The 19,118-nt window shown below is 57.5% G+C and carries 7 protein-coding genes; 6 read left to right on the top strand and 1 reads right to left on the bottom strand.

Features of this window, described 5'->3' with window-relative positions:
- A partial coding sequence (locus FHT75_RS32330; protein WP_246713006.1) for a DUF1016 N-terminal domain-containing protein occupies positions 1-276 on the bottom strand: 276 nt, incomplete at its 3' end.
- A 500-nt stretch (positions 277-776) separates the two neighbouring features.
- On the opposite strand from FHT75_RS32330, the gene FHT75_RS32325 reads away from it, so the two are divergent.
- From FHT75_RS32325 to FHT75_RS32300, 6 genes are all read left to right on the top strand, one after another.
- Positions 777-980, top strand: coding sequence for a hypothetical protein (locus FHT75_RS32325; RefSeq protein ID WP_183845518.1), 204 nt, complete (start codon positions 777-779; stop codon positions 978-980).
- Positions 981-1,478: 498 nt separating this feature from the next.
- Positions 1,479-2,051, top strand: coding sequence for a toxin-activating lysine-acyltransferase (locus FHT75_RS32320; RefSeq protein WP_183845517.1), 573 nt, complete (start codon positions 1,479-1,481; stop codon positions 2,049-2,051).
- Positions 2,052-2,193: 142 nt separating this feature from the next.
- Complete coding sequence (locus FHT75_RS32315) at positions 2,194-3,150, top strand: hypothetical protein (RefSeq protein WP_183845516.1); 957 nt, start codon at positions 2,194-2,196, stop codon at positions 3,148-3,150.
- Positions 3,150-15,752: a calcium-binding protein gene (locus tag FHT75_RS32310; RefSeq protein ID WP_183845515.1), complete on the top strand. Its 12,603-nt coding sequence runs from the start codon at positions 3,150-3,152 to the stop codon at positions 15,750-15,752. Before FHT75_RS32315 ends, FHT75_RS32310 begins: the two co-directional genes overlap by 1 nt.
- Positions 15,753-15,768: 16 nt before the next feature.
- Positions 15,769-17,523: a type I secretion system permease/ATPase gene (locus FHT75_RS32305; RefSeq protein WP_183845514.1), complete on the top strand. Its 1,755-nt coding sequence runs from the start codon at positions 15,769-15,771 to the stop codon at positions 17,521-17,523.
- Positions 17,520-18,830: an HlyD family type I secretion periplasmic adaptor subunit gene (locus tag FHT75_RS32300; RefSeq protein WP_183845513.1), complete on the top strand. Its 1,311-nt coding sequence runs from the start codon at positions 17,520-17,522 to the stop codon at positions 18,828-18,830. Before FHT75_RS32305 ends, FHT75_RS32300 begins: the two co-directional genes overlap by 4 nt.
- Positions 18,831-19,118 lie beyond the last annotated feature (288 nt).

Genomic DNA, 19,118 nt, shown 5'->3' with positions numbered 1-19,118 from the left:
GAAGCGATGGCGCTTGTAGCTGACAGGACTGTGGCTCATCACAGCGGGGTAGCCGCAAATCTCTTCACCGGCAGTTAATTTGACATCACCCACGCGAGCTCCCCATCCCTCCGCCGTCTGGCGGGCAAGGATGTCGCGGCCGATACTCCAATAAAGGAGAGTCAGTTCCCGGTTGACGGCAACAGCCGCCTTGAGCCGAGCCGCTCGGATTCTTTCCTTCAGCTCTGAAAGCAAGGAGGCGTAACTGCCGTCTGGTGCAGGGACAAGAGTCGTCATAAGGCGAGTCTTTACCAGCTGCACTCAAAAAAAGCTTCATTCATTTGAGCCGAGGCGCGGCGGTTGGCCAATACTGGAAACTCGACAGTTTCCCATGAAAAATGGCCTCCGGTTCGTATCCCTTCAAGGCGAAGAAATTGCCAGCGTTTGACTATCCGACGTGTGATCCTATTAATTTCTCTCGACCGCCCCCGATGTTTGGACACGTGACCTGTCATGCAGTCTATCGGCGAGATTGCCGCAATCGCTGGCGTTGGGGTCCTCACCTCTTTGACCATCGCCGATTGCTGCAGCAGAAGTGGCCGTCGTCAAACGCTGTCGGAGGGGGTGGCTATCAAGCGGGCTCCAGGGTGGGCGCGATCCGTCCGAACCCTGGTATACACCTTGTCCCACCTTTTCTGAGCATTGCCAGAATCGCCGGTATTCGCATTGACCTCCGGCCTGAAAGGTGAATAAATTGCCATCGTGCTGCCGACGAATTTTTCTGTCGGAGCACCACATTGAAGAAATTTCTGAAATTCGAGTTCACCAAATGGGCCATGCGCGGCGAGGCGTCGGGGCGGCTCGAGACGTGGCTTCTGTTCACCATGTTCATGATCGCTCGCCTGGCGCCGTTGGTCGTAGCTTCCGGGGTAGGGCTGCATTACCTGCAGGGCGCACCCGCGGTTGACCAACTGCCATCAGAGCTCTTCTGGCAAGCGTAGGCCCCTATACGAGGGATGGCGCAGCTAGGGTGCGAAATCGTACGTTTAGCTCGAAAAGTGATGCTCGAGATGGATATTCGTTCCCAAAATTTGGTTTTGAATAGCATTTCTCTCTAAAACTTCATATTCAACATAGGCGGTAACCTAAGCAAAATATGCACGATTTCGGTTAGCGTACGATTTCGCACTGATCTTGTTCTGACTCCACAGTTCGGACGACTTGGCACACAATAGCTGTAGCGGCTCGTGCGGTTAGTCAGGATCCGGCGCCCGACTAACCGACTGAGTCCGGTCGTCGACACCTTCCCGAGCGCGCGCGCCCCGGCCGTCAATAGCCGGAAGACGAGACGAACGAAAATATTCATCCGAAGGGAGCATTGCGATACGAATTTCACTTGAAATTGTAATTTCAATTTGTAATCTGAATCTGGAGATCCGAGTTGGGACGAATGCAACTCTATCGAGCGATTTTTTCGTAACCCATGGGGCTGGGGATATATGAGTAACATTGCGACGGAAGCGTCGGCTAATTTAAGTCAAAACGCATTATCTGAAGAGACGAAGAAGAAACTTGCCGGAGCTAAGGCGGCATTGCAATCGACCTTTGGGCAGGTTGTTCTCGCGATGAGTTCAGTGCCGCGCTACCGCAGTCAGATGTTGTCCGATCTCCACCATCTGGTTGTCGATCCCTTGCTTAATGATCGAATCGCCATTGCGACACCCAAGGCCGTCATCGGCATTGAACCGCCGGCGATTGCCATCTGGGCGACTGTCAGTGCCGAGGCTGATGCTCGCATATCGGAGCAGGCTAAGGCGGGAGTGTTTCCGGCCCGCCTAAAGCCGGAAGACTGGAAGAGCGGCGAGGTCGTTTGGTTGCTCGACGTGATCGCGCCCACACGCGAACTGGCAACGATGGTGCTGACGAATTTTCATCAGGTTGCCAAGCGAGGAGACATCAAGATCCACCCGATGGTTGCCCATTTGGTCGATCGAGAAATCTTGGGAAAGCTGACGGCTGGTGCCACGTCAGCGGCTGCAAACAGCGCTGAGTTTGGTAACGTCATTAACTGATCGAACTGGCTGCCAAAAAGTCCAACAACATTGAAAACTTTGAGCGCCTCCACCGGGCGTGCAACAGTGTTGGCGTTGCTTGCCAATGACGCAGAAGGGGATAATCCTCTTCGCTCACCTTCATGGATATTGAGGAAAAACGATGAACGCCGCGTCATTTCGCAGGGATTACTCCGAACTCGTCCCGCCGAACCAGGACTTCTACCAAAATATTTTCAAGTTGAAAGGACGCGCCTTTCTGTTCGAGGGAACCAATGATGGTGTGCAGGGCTATGGAACCTTCAATTTGAAGGTCGAGGACCGTGAGCATGGCCTGTCCAACGGGCTGTCACCGATCGAGCTGAGATTATGGAGTTTCGAAATTGAAGGACGCACGATCGTCTGCGCTGTGGCGCAGCATTTCCGGCGGCTTTCCAACGCCCCGGCGGACATGCGCTTTCGCTATACCGTCGAAGCGATCAATGTAAGCTGTTTCCATCACAGCGCGGACGCCGCGATCACCAAGGCCGATTGCCAGATGCTGTCGCGCATTTTGAGGAAGATGCTGCCCGATTATCACCGCATGGCATTCCGGGATTTTCCACTGCAGGCGGCCGCTCCCATTGAGGTCGTTGAGAGATGGAACAATCCGAATCGGCAAGTTGCGTCTTTTCTCACGTTGACGACGCAAGTCGCGTGGGACGTTGAATCCGCGGAGCGGCAAATGGAAGGTATAGATAGCTTTTTCAAAGAAGGTTGGCGAGACCGATATGATTTTGCCTCCGACAATAATTTCGCCGTCAAGTTCCGCGCTCCGCCAATTGAAGACATTCCTTCGTTTAGCGTCATCTTCGATGGCCTTGAGTTCACGTACAACTATCAGGAGGTTTCAGAAACAATAGGCCAAAAAACCTTTTGTTCTACTGTGCTATACACTCCTTGGTCGCCGAACTCTCTCAGGGCATCCGTCGACGGGGCGATATCTTCTATCGCCGATGAGACGAGAGCAAGAGCTGACCGGTTTGCACGCTTTAGGGTTTACAAGAAACTTAGAGCAAGCTGGGGGGAGAAGTATCGAGCAACCCCTCTTAGCGTGATTTTGCTTTCGGGAGAACTTTGATGACTGCGTTCAAAGTTCCCGATTATCAACAGCTTCTGACCGATACGCTGGCCAAGTTCCAGGACGCAGCGCAAACCGCCACGTCGTTTGCCACCCTGAAGGCCGAATTGGCGTCTTTGATTCGAGAGGACCTCAATAAGCCGCTCGATGACACCTATAAAATTTTCATTGCCTACTCTGGGAGCGTTGGGGCAGTGGATGGCCTCAAAGCGTCGAAAGCCGCCGCAGAAGCAGCTCCCGGCGTCGTTGCGAACATTTCAATCACAGCGGCGGGCCAGTTTCTCGAGAACGAAGATAATGCCGCAATCATAAAGGAGGCATTTCTAAACGTCTACGCTCGCGAAAATGGTTTTGCGGATATTAAGACAGCCCCCGACCTCATAAAAGAGGCTGCAACAAAGGCATTCAATAACGAGATTTGGTTTGGCGGCACGGCCGCGCAAAAGGTTGAATCCGTTTGGGGCGTTGCGTCGGAGGGATATGCTCAGAACGCACGCGAAACGGTTATATTCATAGGGGACGGATTACAAGATTTCAACAAATCCTTTGACATCCCTTTCGAGGAAAAAGTCTTTTATCAAGTAGAGCTGCCTGAACTTATTGCCAATGGCAAAGTGACTACGATTCAGGGCTTCTCAAAAGTTCAGCTTGAGAAGTTTGGTCAGGAACGCGGTGTAAAAGAAATTCTCTTGAACAGCGTCTCCGATCTCCTTGATGGAAAGATCGGGGTAGTAGGCGATGACGTAAAGTTCGGCGAAGGCTTTTTCCCCGATGGTGTCGGCTCGGGATTCCATGCTTTCACGCCGGAGCAAATCGAGGCAAGCACGAAGAATTCCGCGGATGATTGGTATCCACGCGTCGCAGACCTGTTTAAATCCGTTGCAGGCGACGAAGAGCTATACCATTCAATGGTGCATAATCTTGAGCGCGCCGGCACCGCACTCGCTCTGCTTGATGCTGCCCATACGATCTACACTTCGTATACTCTGTTTGAGCAGGGCAAGGTCGCCGAAGCAGTAAGAGAGATCGTCGTGTTCGCCGGCTCACTTCTCGGTGGTGCAGCTGGAAGCGCTCTCGCGTCGCCCGTCGTTGGAGGAATCGCCGGCGCCTTGATAGGCGGTGAAGTTGCTGGATCGCTGTACGATCAGATGATGGAGATGGCAAACAAGCTGAAGGAAGGATTCCTCGGCCAAGATCCTCTCGATATCACTGGAGAAGACGCCATTAATCCTTACGCTCAAAGGATTGAGCGCGATGATAATTATAACCTGATCATCACCGATTCCGTCACCAAAAAAGATTACATCAGAGACATAGATCCACACAGTGGCGAACTGGTTGTTGTTCAAACGCTTCAAAACCAAAGTCAAACCTATATTGGTGGGCTCAATGAAGGTACGTTGAAACGTGCGTTTTTTGATTGGCTGAACGACCGCGTAGATACAGATACGATCCGATATACCGTCGAGACTCTGACCCCTGACGATCCCGACACCCCTGAAGATGAAAGTGCGATTCAAGTCGAGGGCATCCGGGTAACCGGATTGAAGGCCACAACGATAGAAACGGATTTCGCTGGCCGCGAGAGTACGCCAGTCGCGGTCGAGGCTGTCGAGATTGCCGTGACTGATCTCAAATCAGGCATCACTGGTATCGATAAGCTGATCAACATCGAAAAAATCGAACTTTCGGATCGGGCTGACGAACTCATATTGTCGGACGAATCGCTCGACGCGCCAATCCTCATCGACATGGGCAAGTCGGGACGCACCCAGTCCGAAATGCCGGCCGGCGAAACAGTGAGCCCGAACGCTTTCACCGAGAAGGTCGACGTCGTCGACTATTCAGGCCTGTCTCACGGCATCAACTATCTGAACGGTGTTACGTCAAATCACGACGATGTCGATACGCTCGACAACGTCTTCCAGTGGCAGGGTTACGATCAGGAACTCCTGACCATTGTCGACTACGCGGCCAAGGGAGCGCTTGGTTACAACAACGCGCTCCATGTTCAAGGCGCCGATCAGATCAAGCTCAGCGATCACGACGATGTGCTGATCAGTGCCGACTTCGGCTCGATCATCACAACCGGCGAGGGGCAGGACAAAGTCTGGTTCACAAACGGGATTGGCGTAACAGACCTCAGCAGCGAAGACCGCATTGCTCTTGGCGGTGTGCTGACGCTTTACGGTGGATTGAAGAATGAAGCGTCCGAAGACCCCTATGCCTGGGGTCCGTACGGAACGGCTTATGCATTAAATGCCGAGGGTGAACTCGTCATCCGCAATGCATTCTGGCATGTGACCAATGCCGACGGGACGCCGTCGGACGACGTCGCGACGATGTATGTCCTCAATTGGAAGGATCAGGCGACGGCGGGCCCAGGCGGCGAGGGCGAAGTTGGGCCAGGCGGGATCTTCCTGGCCGAATACCACATGTACTTTGTCCGCTTCCGTGACATTACGCTCGATATGAAGGGGCAGTATTCCGTGCTCGGCGAGGGCGCGTTCGACATCCTCGGCCTGATGATCAAGACGATGACTGGCCATTATCCTTGGGGCGGGCAGGATCCTCTCGTCCTCGACCTTGATGGCGATGGCATCGAACTCACCGCGCTTGATCGCTCCAAGTCGAAACTCGATCTCGACAACGATCTTTACGCCGAGTCATCCGGTTTCGTCGGCAAGGACGACGGCGTTCTTGTCCGTGATCTTAATGGCGATGGCAAGATCACTGGTTCCGACGAGATGTTCGGCAACGCCACGACTTCGGGACTTGCCGCACTCGCCCTTCTCGACGGCAATCACGATGGCAAAGTCGACGCCGCCGATAGCGGGCTCGCAGACTTCAATGGTGATGGTGCGGTCACGTCGGCCGACACCTTTTCCTCACTTCTCGTCTGGCAGGATGCCAACGAGAACCACCGCACCGACACCGGTGAGCTCAACAGTGTCGTGGAGCGTGGCATTACCTCGATCAACGTGACGCCGAACACCGGAACCACGACCCAGACGGTCAATGGAAATACAATCACCAGCACCGCAGGCTATACGCTCGCTGACGGTACGGTTCGCACGATCGCAGATGTGCTGCTTAAGCTCGACAACCAGAACACCACACACGTTGGTGCCCCCATTCAGGTCTCACAGTCCGTCCTCGACCTTGCGGACCTTAGGGGGCGCGGCACGCTTGTCTCCCTGCATGAGGCCATGAGTGTTCTTCCCGCCGCCGAGACGGCTGTGCGCGCTGCAGTCCAATCGCTGACGTCGCCGATCTTATCGGACTTGCGCGAGGCAATCCGGCCGATCCTGACGGCCTGGGCTGAAGGCTCTCCGGTCAAAATTGGCGCTAATATCATCACGGGCGCCGCGAGCCTGACCGCGTACGACGACCTTGCGATCGTTCGCAAAGACGGCAATGTCGTCGATTACGCTTGGGGCATTTCCGCCTCCGGTGACAGCACGTCCGACATTCCAGGCATCCGGATGGCCTCCGGGGTCATCGTCTCGAGCAGTGAGGGTACGTCCGGACGGGGCGAGCTCTCAGGCCTCTTGTCGCAATGGACCGGTGGCGGCTCATCGATTGTCGCCACGACCGGAACGGAGTTGCACAACGGTGTTTCGGTATCCTATCTCGATTACCGCGATGGTGACGGCTACCTGCGCATCTACAACTACCAGAAGGCCGACTGGAGCAGCAATCTTGCGTCGTCGGCCAATCACGCGCTCGGCAGCGGCGTCGTCATCGACACGATCGCAGGCTCGGACTTCTCCTTCTATGAACGGTTGATCGGGGAATCGCTGCAGGCGTTCTTCGATGTTCCGGACTCCGCCGCCGCCGGCTACCAGGCGGTCGCGGCCTTCCTCGACAAGATGGATGATGCTCTCAACCTCTTTGCGGTTCGCCTGGCGGTGCAAAGCGGTCCCCTTGCGCATTATTTCGATAGCATCGACTACAATGCCCAAAGCGACGGCTTCACGTCGAAGAGCGGCTCGCAGATCGCCGCCGTCTTTACCGCGCTCCTTGCGGACGCCGAGCAGAGCAGCGACGCCGTGTCGTGGCTTACCGACTGGAAGCCCTTCTTCGACGTCTTCCTGTCGGACTATTCCCGTGGATCGGCATCGCAGAAGAATACCTATGCATTCCTGGTGCAGAACATGCTCAACGCGGTTGAGCAGCATGCTGGCGGCATCTCTGTCGTCGACTTCGCACATGCTTTCGGCATGGCACAGGACCTGCTCTTCACCGGGACCGGCGAGGTCAATGGCAGTGGACAGGACGATATCCTGATCGTCGACGGCGGCGAAACGGTCGTTCGCGGTGGGACAGGCTCGGACAACTATATCATCGGCAAGAGCTTCGGATCGACGGAGATCTTCGACGACGACGGTCTCGGCGGCAGCGTCGACACTGTCCGCTTCTCCGCCCACAATGCCGATGACATCATCGCCTCGCGTGACGGCATCGACCTGCTTCTGACCGATAAGGTCACCGGCGCTGTATTGCGCATCACCAACGAGTTCGAAGGGCGCTGGCCCGGCTTGATGATAAGCGACGCCTCCCATGACTTCGGAATCAACCAGATCGTCTTCAAGGACGGCAGCGTTTGGACCAAGGTCGACATTGCCGAAGCCGTTTCGAAGATCGATGATGCATCGACCCACGTCACAGGTACGGAGGACATCGACGTCCTGCAGGGTGGCAAGGGAGATGACCTGCTCGAGGGCGGCGGTGATACTGATATTTACCGCTACGGTCGTGGCGACGGGCAGGATACGATCCACGACCTCGAGGGCAACGCCTTCCGTAATGACCAGGACATGCTGCAATTCCTGGATGGCATTCGTAGTGGCGATTTGATTTTCCTCCGGGATGGCGCATCGAACGATCTCATTATCCGCTTCAAAGACAACTCGCTCGACCAGATTACCATCCAAGGACAATTCGCTGCGACCTACACCGGTCCCTATGGCACCTGGTACATGAACCGCATCGACCTGTTCACATTCGATGACGGAAGCAGCCTGACAAGCGATCAGGTCGCCAGCATCGTATTGCAAGCCCATTCGACTGACGGAAACGACGAGCTCTATGGCATGGAGCGCGAAGACATCCTGCGGGCTGGCAAGGGTGACGATTTCATTTCCGGTGGAAACCAGAGCGACCTCTATCTCTATGCACTTGGCGACGGTCACGACGTCATTCAGGATCGAATGACCAACATTCTGTCCGGAACCGATGACTTTCTGCGATTTGGAGCAGGTATCGACCGAGAGGATATTAGCTTCGGCCGGGTGGACGGCGACCGCCATTCAATTGTTATCTACATCAATGGTGGTGAGGGAAGCGTCACCCTTCAGAACGAGTTCGCCTACGCCGCATCTGGTGTCTTTGGAGATATCTTCTTCGACCGTATCGAGCGCATCGACTTCACGTCCGGTGATCAGAGCATCGCCTGGTACCAGATCGCGACTACGGTCATTGCTGGGCAGAAGACCGATGGGGCCGACGTCATCGAAGGCTTCGATATCGATGACGTGCTAGACGGTGGAGCCGGCAACGACACGCTTTACGGCTACAACGGCAACGACACCTACGTGTGGGGTCGCGGCTACGGCAATGACCAGATCCAGGAACGAGGCGCCGGCGCGCTGAATGGCGGCGATTACGACAAGATCATCTTCCATGATTATGTCACCGCCGATGACATCGTCCTTTCACGGACGCCTGGAGCCAGCGATATCATCATAACGCTGAAGGATACGGGCGAGACCCTGACTCTCATCGAACAAGTATCTTATAACGCCATCAACTACCGCCCCGACCAGGTCGACGAAATCCACTTCTCGGACGGCGAAATCTGGCACGCCTCCGACATTCGCGCCCACTACCTGCTCGACGCCAAGACTGATGGTGACGATCACATCTATGGGTTCTGGACAAGCAACACGCTCGACGGGGGCGCCGGCAACGACATCCTGGAGGGCGGCGACGGCTCCGACACTTACGTCTTCGGGTACGGCTATGGTCATGACGAAATCCGGGAAAACTATGGGATCGTCACCTATGCAGACGATGATGCGGTTCAGTTTGCCGCCGGCGTAGATTTCGAGGATGTCACTTTCCAGCGGTCGGGCGAGTACGATTTGCTGATCTCGCTTGCCGGCTCGAGCGACACGCTTCTGATCACCAACGAATTCTATGTTGGTGTCTGGGATATGAACGACGTCGAACGTTTCCTGTTTGTCGACGGCACACAGATCACCAGAGAACAGATCAGCCAGCGCATGATCGAAGCACAGAGCACGTCCGGCGACGACACGATCAACGCTTTCGAGCTTAACGATTTGATCAATGGCGGCGGCGGCAACGACATCATCAACGCGGGCAAAGGCGCAGATTCGATCACCGGCGGCCGAGGAAGCGATGTGATCGATGGCGGCGGATGGAGTGACTCCTATTATTACAGCCGTGGCGACGGCAACGATACCATCGTCGACGGTGACTGGAGCGGTGGTAACGACCGTCTCTTCTTTAAAGATGTAAATTCGAGTGAAGTCTCGCTCGTGCGCAACGGCAACAGCCTTCTGATCGTCATTGCGGAGTCCGCTCCAGGCGTGGGGGACGGCGGATCGGTGCTGCTGAAGGACACGATCGACGGTTTCTACGAGCGCGGTATCGAGACGATTTCGTTCGCGGACGGCATCTCCTGGTCGCGGGATGTCTTCGTGCCGATGGTTATCAACCAGCAGGGCACGCCCGGTAACGACACGATCACCGGTTCAAATATTGCCGACACGCTTGCAGGCGGCAAGGGTGACGACACCATTAACGGCGGCGGCGGCTATGATACCTATGTCTATGCCCGCGGTGACGGTAATGACACGATGTTCGACGGCGACTGGAGTGGCAACGGCGACCGCCTGCTGTTTGTCGATATCAATCCGGGGAACATATCGCTCCTTCGCCAGGGTAACAGCCTCAAGATCTTGATTGCTGAAACTGCACCTGGAGCAGGCGATGGCGGTTCGATCCTGTTCCAGGACACGGTCGACGGCTTTTACGAAAAGGGCTTCGAGACCATTCAGTTTGCTAATGGCACGATCTGGACCAACGACCAGGTTCGCCAGATGCTAGTGGATCAAGCGACCACCGCAGGCAATGACACAATCACTGGCACGGGCCGGGGTGATATCCTGCGCGGCGGTGCCGGCGACGATACGTTGAACGGCGGGGGCGGCGCCGACGCCTATGTCTATGCCCGCGGTGACGGTAATGACACGATGTTCGACGGAGACTGGAGTGGCAACGGCGACCAGATCCGCTTCGTCGACATCAATCCGAATGAGGTAACGCTCATTCGACAGGGCAACGATCTGAAGATCCTGATCCAAGAAAGCGTTGCGGGGGCGGGCGATGGCGGTTCGATCCTGTTCCAGGACACCGTCAACGGCTTTTACGAAAAAGGCTTCGAGACCATTCGCTTTGCCGATGGCACGATCTGGACCAATGACCAGGTTCGCCAGATGCTGATGGATCAGGCGGCGACCACCGGCAACGATACGATCAGCGGTTCGGACAGGGCCGATATCCTCCACGGCGACGCTGGAGACGATACGCTCACCGGCCGCGGCGGCAGCGACCTCTACGTCTGGGCGCGCGGCGATGGCAGCGACACAATCGTCGAAGGAGATTGGTCTGGCACCGGCGACCGCCTCCAGCTCTCTGACGTCAACCCACAAGACGTCACCTATCTTCGCAATGGCAACGATATCGTCATCGTCATCCGCGAAAGCGCGCCTGGCGCGGGTGATGGCGGCTCAATTTCGCTCCCCTATTTCCTGGACGGCTATTACGAGCGCGGCGTCGAGAGTGTTCTCTTCGCAGACGGCACGATCTACACACGCACGGAAATCTTGCCGCTGCTGCCGATCATTCCGGCAACCGCCGGCAACGACAGCATTGATGGCTCGAACGGCGCCGACACCTTCGAGGGAGGCCGTGGCAACGATGTACTGAACGGTCTTGGTGGTAACGACACCTACCGCTACTCGCGTGGCGACGGTGCCGATACGGTGGTCGAGGGCAGCGCTGGCGGCGCCGATGACCGGCTGGTGTTCACCAACATCAATTCTACCGAGGTCTCCCTGTCGCGCAACGGCACCGATCTAACCATCACGATCCCGAAAAGCACCCCGACCGCGAATGACGCGGGAAGCGTGCTTCTGCGTGCTGCATTGGATGGCGACCAGGGGGGCGTCGAAAGGGTCGTCTTCGCCGATGGCGTCGAATGGAGTAAAAACGATATCAGGGTGAAGCTGCTTAGCGCCGTCAGCACCACCGGCAATGATACCATCACCGGCTTCAGCAGCGGTGACGATATTGCCGGCGGTCTCGGTAACGATACGATCAACGGTGCCGGCGGCAATGACGTCTACCATTATGCGCGCGGCGACGGCAACGACGTCATCACCGAAGCGGCTGCGAATGGCATGGCCGATACGCTTGCCTTCAACGGGATCTTCGCGAGCGACGTTAGCTGGGGCCGCAGTGGGACTGATCTCGTCCTGACGATCGCTCCGAGTGTCGCCGGCGGAACGGACGGTTCGACGATCACTCTGAAGGGCGCGCTGGATGCGAATGCCGAGCAGGGGATCGAGCGGTTTGCATTTGCTGACGGAACGGTCTGGACGTTCATCGATTTCGCTTCGAAGATCGTCAACGTGGCAGGCTCGACTGCTGCGGAAACGTTAAGCGGCACCAGCGGCTCCGATATCATTCGCGCCAACGCCGGCAGTGACGTCATCAACGGTGGCGGGGGCAGCGATGTCTACCTCTACCAACGCGGAGACGGTAACGACACAATCAACGATGACGCCAATGGCGGTTCAAATGACCGCTTGGTCCTTGCCGATATCAACCCCACGGCGGTTTCACTTGTTCGCAACGGTATCGATGTGTCGCTTGTCATCGCACCGACCGTGGCAGGTGGCGCCGATGGTGGAACCATCCTCATCAAGAACGAACTCGACGAATATTACGCGCGCGGCCTTGAGCAGATTGTCTTTGCCGATGGCACAGTGTGGTCAAGAGCAGACTTGCGGACAATTATTCTACAGCAAGCCGGCACCGCCGGCAACGACGTCATCGACGGCTTCAATATCGCGGATACGATTAGGGGCGGCAAAGGCGACGACAGCCTGAACGGCCAGGGCAGCAACGACACCTACCTTTACGCCCGTGGCGATGGGAACGACACGATCACTGAATGGGATAATGCGGGCGACGATGATCGTCTGGTCTTCACCAACATCAATGCGAACGACGTGACGCTGGTGCGCACTGGTATCGACCTGAAGCTGATGGTCGCTGAGAGTGCCGTCGCCGCTGGCGACGCCGGGTCGATCGTCCTCAAGAACATGCTGGACGACTACTATGCGCGCGGCGTCGACAAAGTGGTGTTTGCGGATGGAACGGCCTGGACACGGGCGGACTTCCGAACCAAGGTCCTGCAGCAAGCTGCAACCGATGGGAATGATACGATCGACGGCTTCAATGTTGCCGACACAATTCATGGCGACAAGGGCAACGACAGCCTGAACGGCCAGGGCAACAATGACACCTATCTCTATGCCCGCGGCGACGGCAACGACGCGGTCACCGAATGGGATAATGCGGGCGACGACGATCGGCTGGTCTTCACCAACGTCAACGCGAGCGACGTCACGCTGGTGCGCGCCGGCATCGACCTGAAGCTGGTGATCGCCGAGAGTGCAGCCGGCGTCGGCGACGCCGGGTCGATCGTCCTCAAGAGCATGTTGGACGACTACTATGCGCGTGGCGTCGACAAGGTGGTATTTGCCGATGGCACGACCTGGATGCGGGCGGACTTCCGGACGAAGGTGCTGGAACAGGCCGTGACCGCCGGCAACGATACGATTGATGGCTTCAATGTCGCAGACACGATCCGCGGCGGCAAGGGCGACGACAGCTTGAACGGCCAGGCCAACAACGACACCTACGTCTATACGCGCGGTGACGGCAATGACGTGATCACCGAATGGGATAATGCGGGCGACGACGACCGCTTGGTGTTGAGTGACATCAACGCGAGCGACGTGACGTTAGTGCGTGCCGGCATCGACCTGAAGCTGGTGATCGCCGAGAGTGCAACCGGCGTCGGCGACGGTGGGTCGATCGTCCTCAAGAACATGCTGGACGACTACTATGCGCGCGGCGTCGACAAAGTGGTGTTCGCCGACGGCACGATCTGGACGCGGGCGACGATCCGCACCAAGCTACTGACGCAGGCCGCCACCGACAGCAACGATACGATCGACGGCTTCAACGTCGCCGACACGATCCACGGCGGCAAGGGCGACGACAGCTTGAACGGCCAGGCCAACAACGACATCTACGTCTATACGCGCGGTGACGGCAATGACGTGATCACCGAATATGAGAATGCCGGCGGTAGTGACCGCCTGGTGTTTGCCGACGTTAATGCCGCTGACGTGACATTGGTGCGCAACGGCAACGACGTGACGGTTCTAGTGGCCGAAAGCGCTGCCGGCGCTGGCAACGCCGGGTCTGTCACGCTCAAAGCGTCTTTGCAGGACTATTATGGACGCGGCGTCGACACGATTGTCTTTGCTGACGGCACCAACTGGTCGCGGACCGATATGATCGCACACGTCGCTTATGTCGGAGGAACAGCCGGCAACGATACGATCAGCGGAACGGCCGGCGCCGACGAGATTAGAGCAGGCACCGGCAACGATACGCTTGTCGGTGGCGCAGGAAATGACACCTACGTTTATTCGGTCGCAGACGGCAACGATATCATCGACGAGCAGACGTCGGGGACGGATGTTGACATCCTTCGCCTTCGTGATCTGCTGAAGAGCGATGTGCGGTTCGAGAGGTCCGCATCGGCGCCGAACGACGTGATGATCCGCGTCCTTGCCACTGGCGAGGCGATCACACTGAAAAACCAGTTCAACCTGGCAGGTGGTATCGAATCGATCGTCTTCGTCGATGGCGAGACGCTCGGCGGTGCTGCCGGGACTCTCGATGCTGTGCTCAAGAATCTGGTCGCCATTTACGGGACTACCGGTAACGACAATTTGCCGGGCACGGCCGACAGCGATACCTATGTCTATCTCGGCGGCAACGACATCATTGACGAGCAGACATCTGGCACCAGCAGCGACATCCTACGTCTCGATGGTCTCCTGCGAAGCGAGATCCGGTTCGAGCGGAATGGGTCTGCGGCAAATGATGCTATCCTCCGGGTCCTGTCGACGGGTGAGACAATTACCCTCAAGAACCAGTTCAATGCCGCAGGCGGGGTCGAATCCATCATATTCAAGGATGGCGAAGTCCTTGGCGGTGCCGCGGGCGTCCTGGATACGGCTCTCAAAGGATTGGTGAGCATCGTCGGGACTACCGGAAACGACACGCTGGCTGGCACGTCCGATCCCGATACGTTTATCGGCGGGACGGGCGACGACCGGTTCAACAGCGGTGCGGGCAGCGACATTTATGTCTATGCCAAGGGGGACGGTAACGACTATATCGACGATGAGTCCAGTTCGACCGTCGATGTCGACGTTCTTCGGCTGACCGACCTGAACGCCACGGACGTGATCCTGACGCGGGCGGGGGTTCATTCGATCCTCACGGTGATCGAAACCGGTCACACCATCACGCTCGATGAGCAGTTCTATTCCTCGACAGCAAATTGGGGACTAGACCGTATCCAATTCGCCGATGGCACCACTTGGGACAGAGCGCAAATCCAGGCGGCGTCGTGGATTCGCGGTACTGCCGGTAACGACACCCTGTCAGGTACCACAGGCAACGACACGTTCATCGGCGGAACCGGTGATGATCGTTTCAACAGCGGCGCTGGTAGCGATGTCTATGTTTATGCGAAAGGCGAGGGCAACGAGTACATCGATGACGAATCCGACTCTACCACCGATGTCGACGTTCTTCGTCTAACCGATCTGAACACGGCCGATGTCATGTTGTCACGTGTCGGCGTTCATTCGGTTTTGACGGTGATCGAGACGGGTCAGACCATCACCTTCGACGAGCAGTTCTACTCCGCGACAGCCAATTGGGGGCTGGATCGTATCCAGTTCGCCGACGGCACTGTTTGGGACAGAACACAGATCCAGGCGGCGTCGTGGATTCGCGGTGCGGCCGGTAACGACACGCTGACTGGTACCTCGAGCAATGAGACACTGACCGGAGGCGCGGGTAACGACGTCCTGAATGGTGGGGCTGGCAACGATACCATCTACGGGGATGCTGGAAACGATAACCTAACGGGTGGTGCGGGCGACGACCTCTTCGTATTTAAAGCCGGTTTTGGCAACGATACGGTGACCGACTTCACGATTGGTGCAGGTTCCGTGGACGTGCTCGATATCGGGACGGACCTCTTTAGCGACTTCGCGTCTGTGCTGGCAGCCGCCAGCCAGGTCGGGGCAGACACAGTGATCACCCATGACGCCAACACGTCGATCACGCTGAAGAACGTTGCGCTGACAAGCCTGCACCAGGACGATTTCCGCTTCACGGCCGCAGCGTGACGAAGAGGGAGTTGTCTTGAACAAGGCTGCAGAACAGCCGTCACAAGTCTTTCTTGTGGCGGTCCTTTCGTCACTTCGCAAGGCCTTCCTCGGAGTCGGCCTGACGAGCTGTGTCATCAATATCCTTGCCCTGACCGGCTCATTCTTCATGCTTCAGGTCTACGACCGGGTCATCCCCGGACGGAGCCTGCCGACATTGGTGGGGCTCGGGGTCATCGCCGCAACGCTGTTCGTCTTCCAGGGCATTCTGGAACTGATCAGATCGCTGCTCCTCGTCCGGGTGGGAACCGCGGTCGACGAACGTTTCGGCGATCGCGTCTACGGTTCTCTGGTGCTATTGCCGTCGCGCATGCAGATGCCGGGCGACGGGCTACAATGCGTGCGCGATCTCGATACAGTCCGCGGCTTTCTATCGGGGCCGGGGCCAACGGCCCTGTTCGACATGCCGTGGATGCCTTTCTACCTCTTCCTTTGTTTCCTATTCCACTTTTGGATCGGGGTGACTGCACTCGCAGGCGCGCTCATGCTTATCGGCTTGACGGTGCTGACCGAGTACCGATCACGGCAGCCGGCGAAGGAAGCAGCCAAGCTTGCCGCCGAGCGCATCAATCTTGCCGAAGCGACCAAGCGAAACTCGGAAGCTGTCCTCGCCATGGGCTTCGGCCATTTCATTGGACAACGTTGGAGCGAGCTCAACCGAAAATATCTGGCAAACCACGTGGCCGCCAGCACCGTCACCGGTGGGCTGGCGACCGCTTCGAAAATCCTGCGCATGATGCTGCAGTCGGGCGTTCTCGCTGTCGGCGCCTTTCTGGTAATCCGGCAGGAGGCAAGCGGCGGCATCATGATCGCCAGCTCCATTCTGGTGAGCCGTGCACTCGCACCCGTCGAGCTCGCCATTGGGCAATGGAAAGGCTTCGTGGCCGCTCGACAAAGCTGGGCGCGCCTGACGAAGCTGATGACGCTCATGTCCTCGGAACAGCGCGAGGTCGCGCTACCAGCGCCGCGGGAAAGCCTGACCGTCGAAAACCTGCAGATCGCCGCCCCCGGTGGCCGCAGCCCTATTCTCCGCGGCGTCTCCTTCAAGGTTTCGGCAGGCGAGGCAGTTGGCGTCATCGGTCCAAGCGCATCGGGAAAGTCGACGCTCGCCCGCGCCGTCACGGGCCTTTGGCTGCCACTGGCGGGCTCAGTGAGGCTCGATCAGGCGTTGCTCGCGCAATGGGATCCACGCGAACTCGGCCGTCATGTCGGCTACCTGCCGCAAGACGTCTCGCTCTTTGATGGCTCGATTGCTCAAAACATAGGGCGCTTCGATCCGGATGCCGGTTCCGAGGCGATCATTGCCGCAGCGCGGGCAGCGGGCGTCTATGACATGATCGTGCAGTTTCCCGATGGGTTCGACACGAAAATCGGAGAGCACGGATCGGCGCTCTCGGCTGGCCAGCGTCAACGCATCGCGCTGGCACGCGCACTGTATGGCGATCCTTTCCTGGTTGTTCTCGACGAACCGAACTCCAATCTCGACGCCGACGGTGAGGCGGCGCTGACGAAAGCAATCTCCGGCATTCGCTCGAGAGGAGGGATCGCGATCGTGATCGCGCACCGGCCGAGCGCCTTGGTCGCCGTCGACAAAGTCTTGGTCATGGGCAATGGCCAGATGCAGGCGTTCGGTCCCAAGGACGAAGTGCTGAGCAAGACAACGGCAAGGCCGACGAAGGCCGCGCCTCAACCCGTCCGTCTGCTGATTGGCGGCGAGGAGACGGGATCGTGAAAGAGAAGGGAGCGCCATCGGCGGAGCGCGCCATCCGCAATCTGACAGCGGTTGCCCTCGGTATCGTCCTGCTTCTCGGCGGCGTCATGGGAGGTCTTGCAGCCACCACGCACCTCTCGGGTGCCGTGATTGCAGCCGGAACGGTTGTCGTCGACAGCTATGTGAAGCCGGTCCAGCACCAGAAAGGTGGAACGGTCGGCCAAATCTTCGTCAAGAATGGTGATGTTGTCGAAGCCGGCCAAGTCCTTATTCACCTCGACGACACACAAACGCGCGCCAATCTCGCCATCGTCAGAAAACGTCTCGACGAGCTTTCCGCCAGAACTGCACGGCTTGAAGCGGAACGCGACGGGGCGGATGCGGTCGGGTTTTCGAAAGAGTTTCTTGCAAAAGCGAACGATCCTGAGGTCAGCCGCTCGATCGAAGGCGAGAAGCGGCTCTTCGCCGACAGAAGGTCTTCGCGCATGAGCCGTAAAGCGCAGTTGCGCGAGCGAATTGAGCAGCTCAAACAAGAGACGGAAGGCTTGGTCGCGCAGGAAACTGGAAAGCGACAGGAAATCGGGTTGATCGAAAAAGAGCTGGAAAGCCTGCAGCGTCTGTTTGATCAGGGGCTTGTTCCGGCCAACAGAGTTTATGCCCTGCAGCGAGAAGCCGCGAACCTGACGGGAGAGCTTGGCAGTCTGCTCGCAAACGAGGCACAGGCGAAGGGCAGGGTCACCGAGACGGAGCTTCAGATTATCCAGATCGACGACGACCTGCGTAGCGAAGTGTCCGATCAGCTTCGTCAGGCCGAGAGCGATATCGGCGAGTTTTCAGAACGCCTCGTCGCCGCCGAGGATGACTTGCAACGCATCGATATTCGTGCGCCGCAGGGTGGCGTCGTGCATCAGCTTGCCGTTCACGCTTCTGGCGCCGTCATTGCTCCCGGTGAAGCGATCATGCAGATCGTTCCTGATGGTGATGCCCTCGTTGCAGAAGTCAAACTTTCGCCAACTGACATCGACCAGGTCACGACTGGACAGATGGTGCATCTGAGATTTTCCGCCTTCAGTCAGCGAAACACTCCGGAGCTGAATGGCGTCGTGACCGGCGTGGCGGCGGATCTGACGGCGGATCAACGCTCGGGCCTTAGCTATTACGTCGTTCGAGCGGAGGTTTCCGATGGCGAGTGGCAGAGACTTGGCAAGGTGACGCCTGTTCCCGGCATGCCGGTCGAGGCGTTCATACAGACCGGCGAGCGAACTGCTCTGGCCTATCTGACGAAGCCCCTCATGGATCAGGTCGCACGCGCCTTCAAGGAAGAATGAGTGGAGCGGATCTCTTCGCTACCTTGGTTGATCAATTAGCCTAGAAGAGCGATGCAGGTGGTTCGCCAGTGCCGACGCGAAGCCTTTCGCAGCGTCCGCTCCGCTGATTACATGGCTTCATAAAACAACATTACGCCGCAACGGCGCTTTTTCAGTGCCTTACCGGCTCGCGGGCTAGAGACAGTAGGTGTCGTCGGGGTTCGGCTCCCATCAAGAGCCTGCACCATGTATCCTTTCGCCTTGAAGCGGACTGACGGATGCTTCTCGGACGCTTATCTCAGGCACGTC

Source organism: Rhizobium sp. BK112 (assembly GCF_014193215.1).
Lineage (GTDB): Bacteria > Pseudomonadota > Alphaproteobacteria > Rhizobiales > Rhizobiaceae > Rhizobium > Rhizobium anhuiense.
This window is presented reverse-complemented; position numbering and strand designations above follow the sequence as displayed.

Excerpts from the sequence above, each read along its gene's own strand:
- FHT75_RS32320 (WP_183845517.1), top strand. The coding sequence starts at position 1,479 with ATGAGTAACATTGCGACGGAAGCGTCGGCTAATTTAAGTCAAAACGCA.
- FHT75_RS32310 (WP_183845515.1), top strand. The coding sequence starts at position 3,150 with ATGACTGCGTTCAAAGTTCCCGATTATCAACAGCTTCTGACCGATACG.
- FHT75_RS32315 (WP_183845516.1), top strand. The coding sequence starts at position 2,194 with ATGAACGCCGCGTCATTTCGCAGGGATTACTCCGAACTCGTCCCGCCG.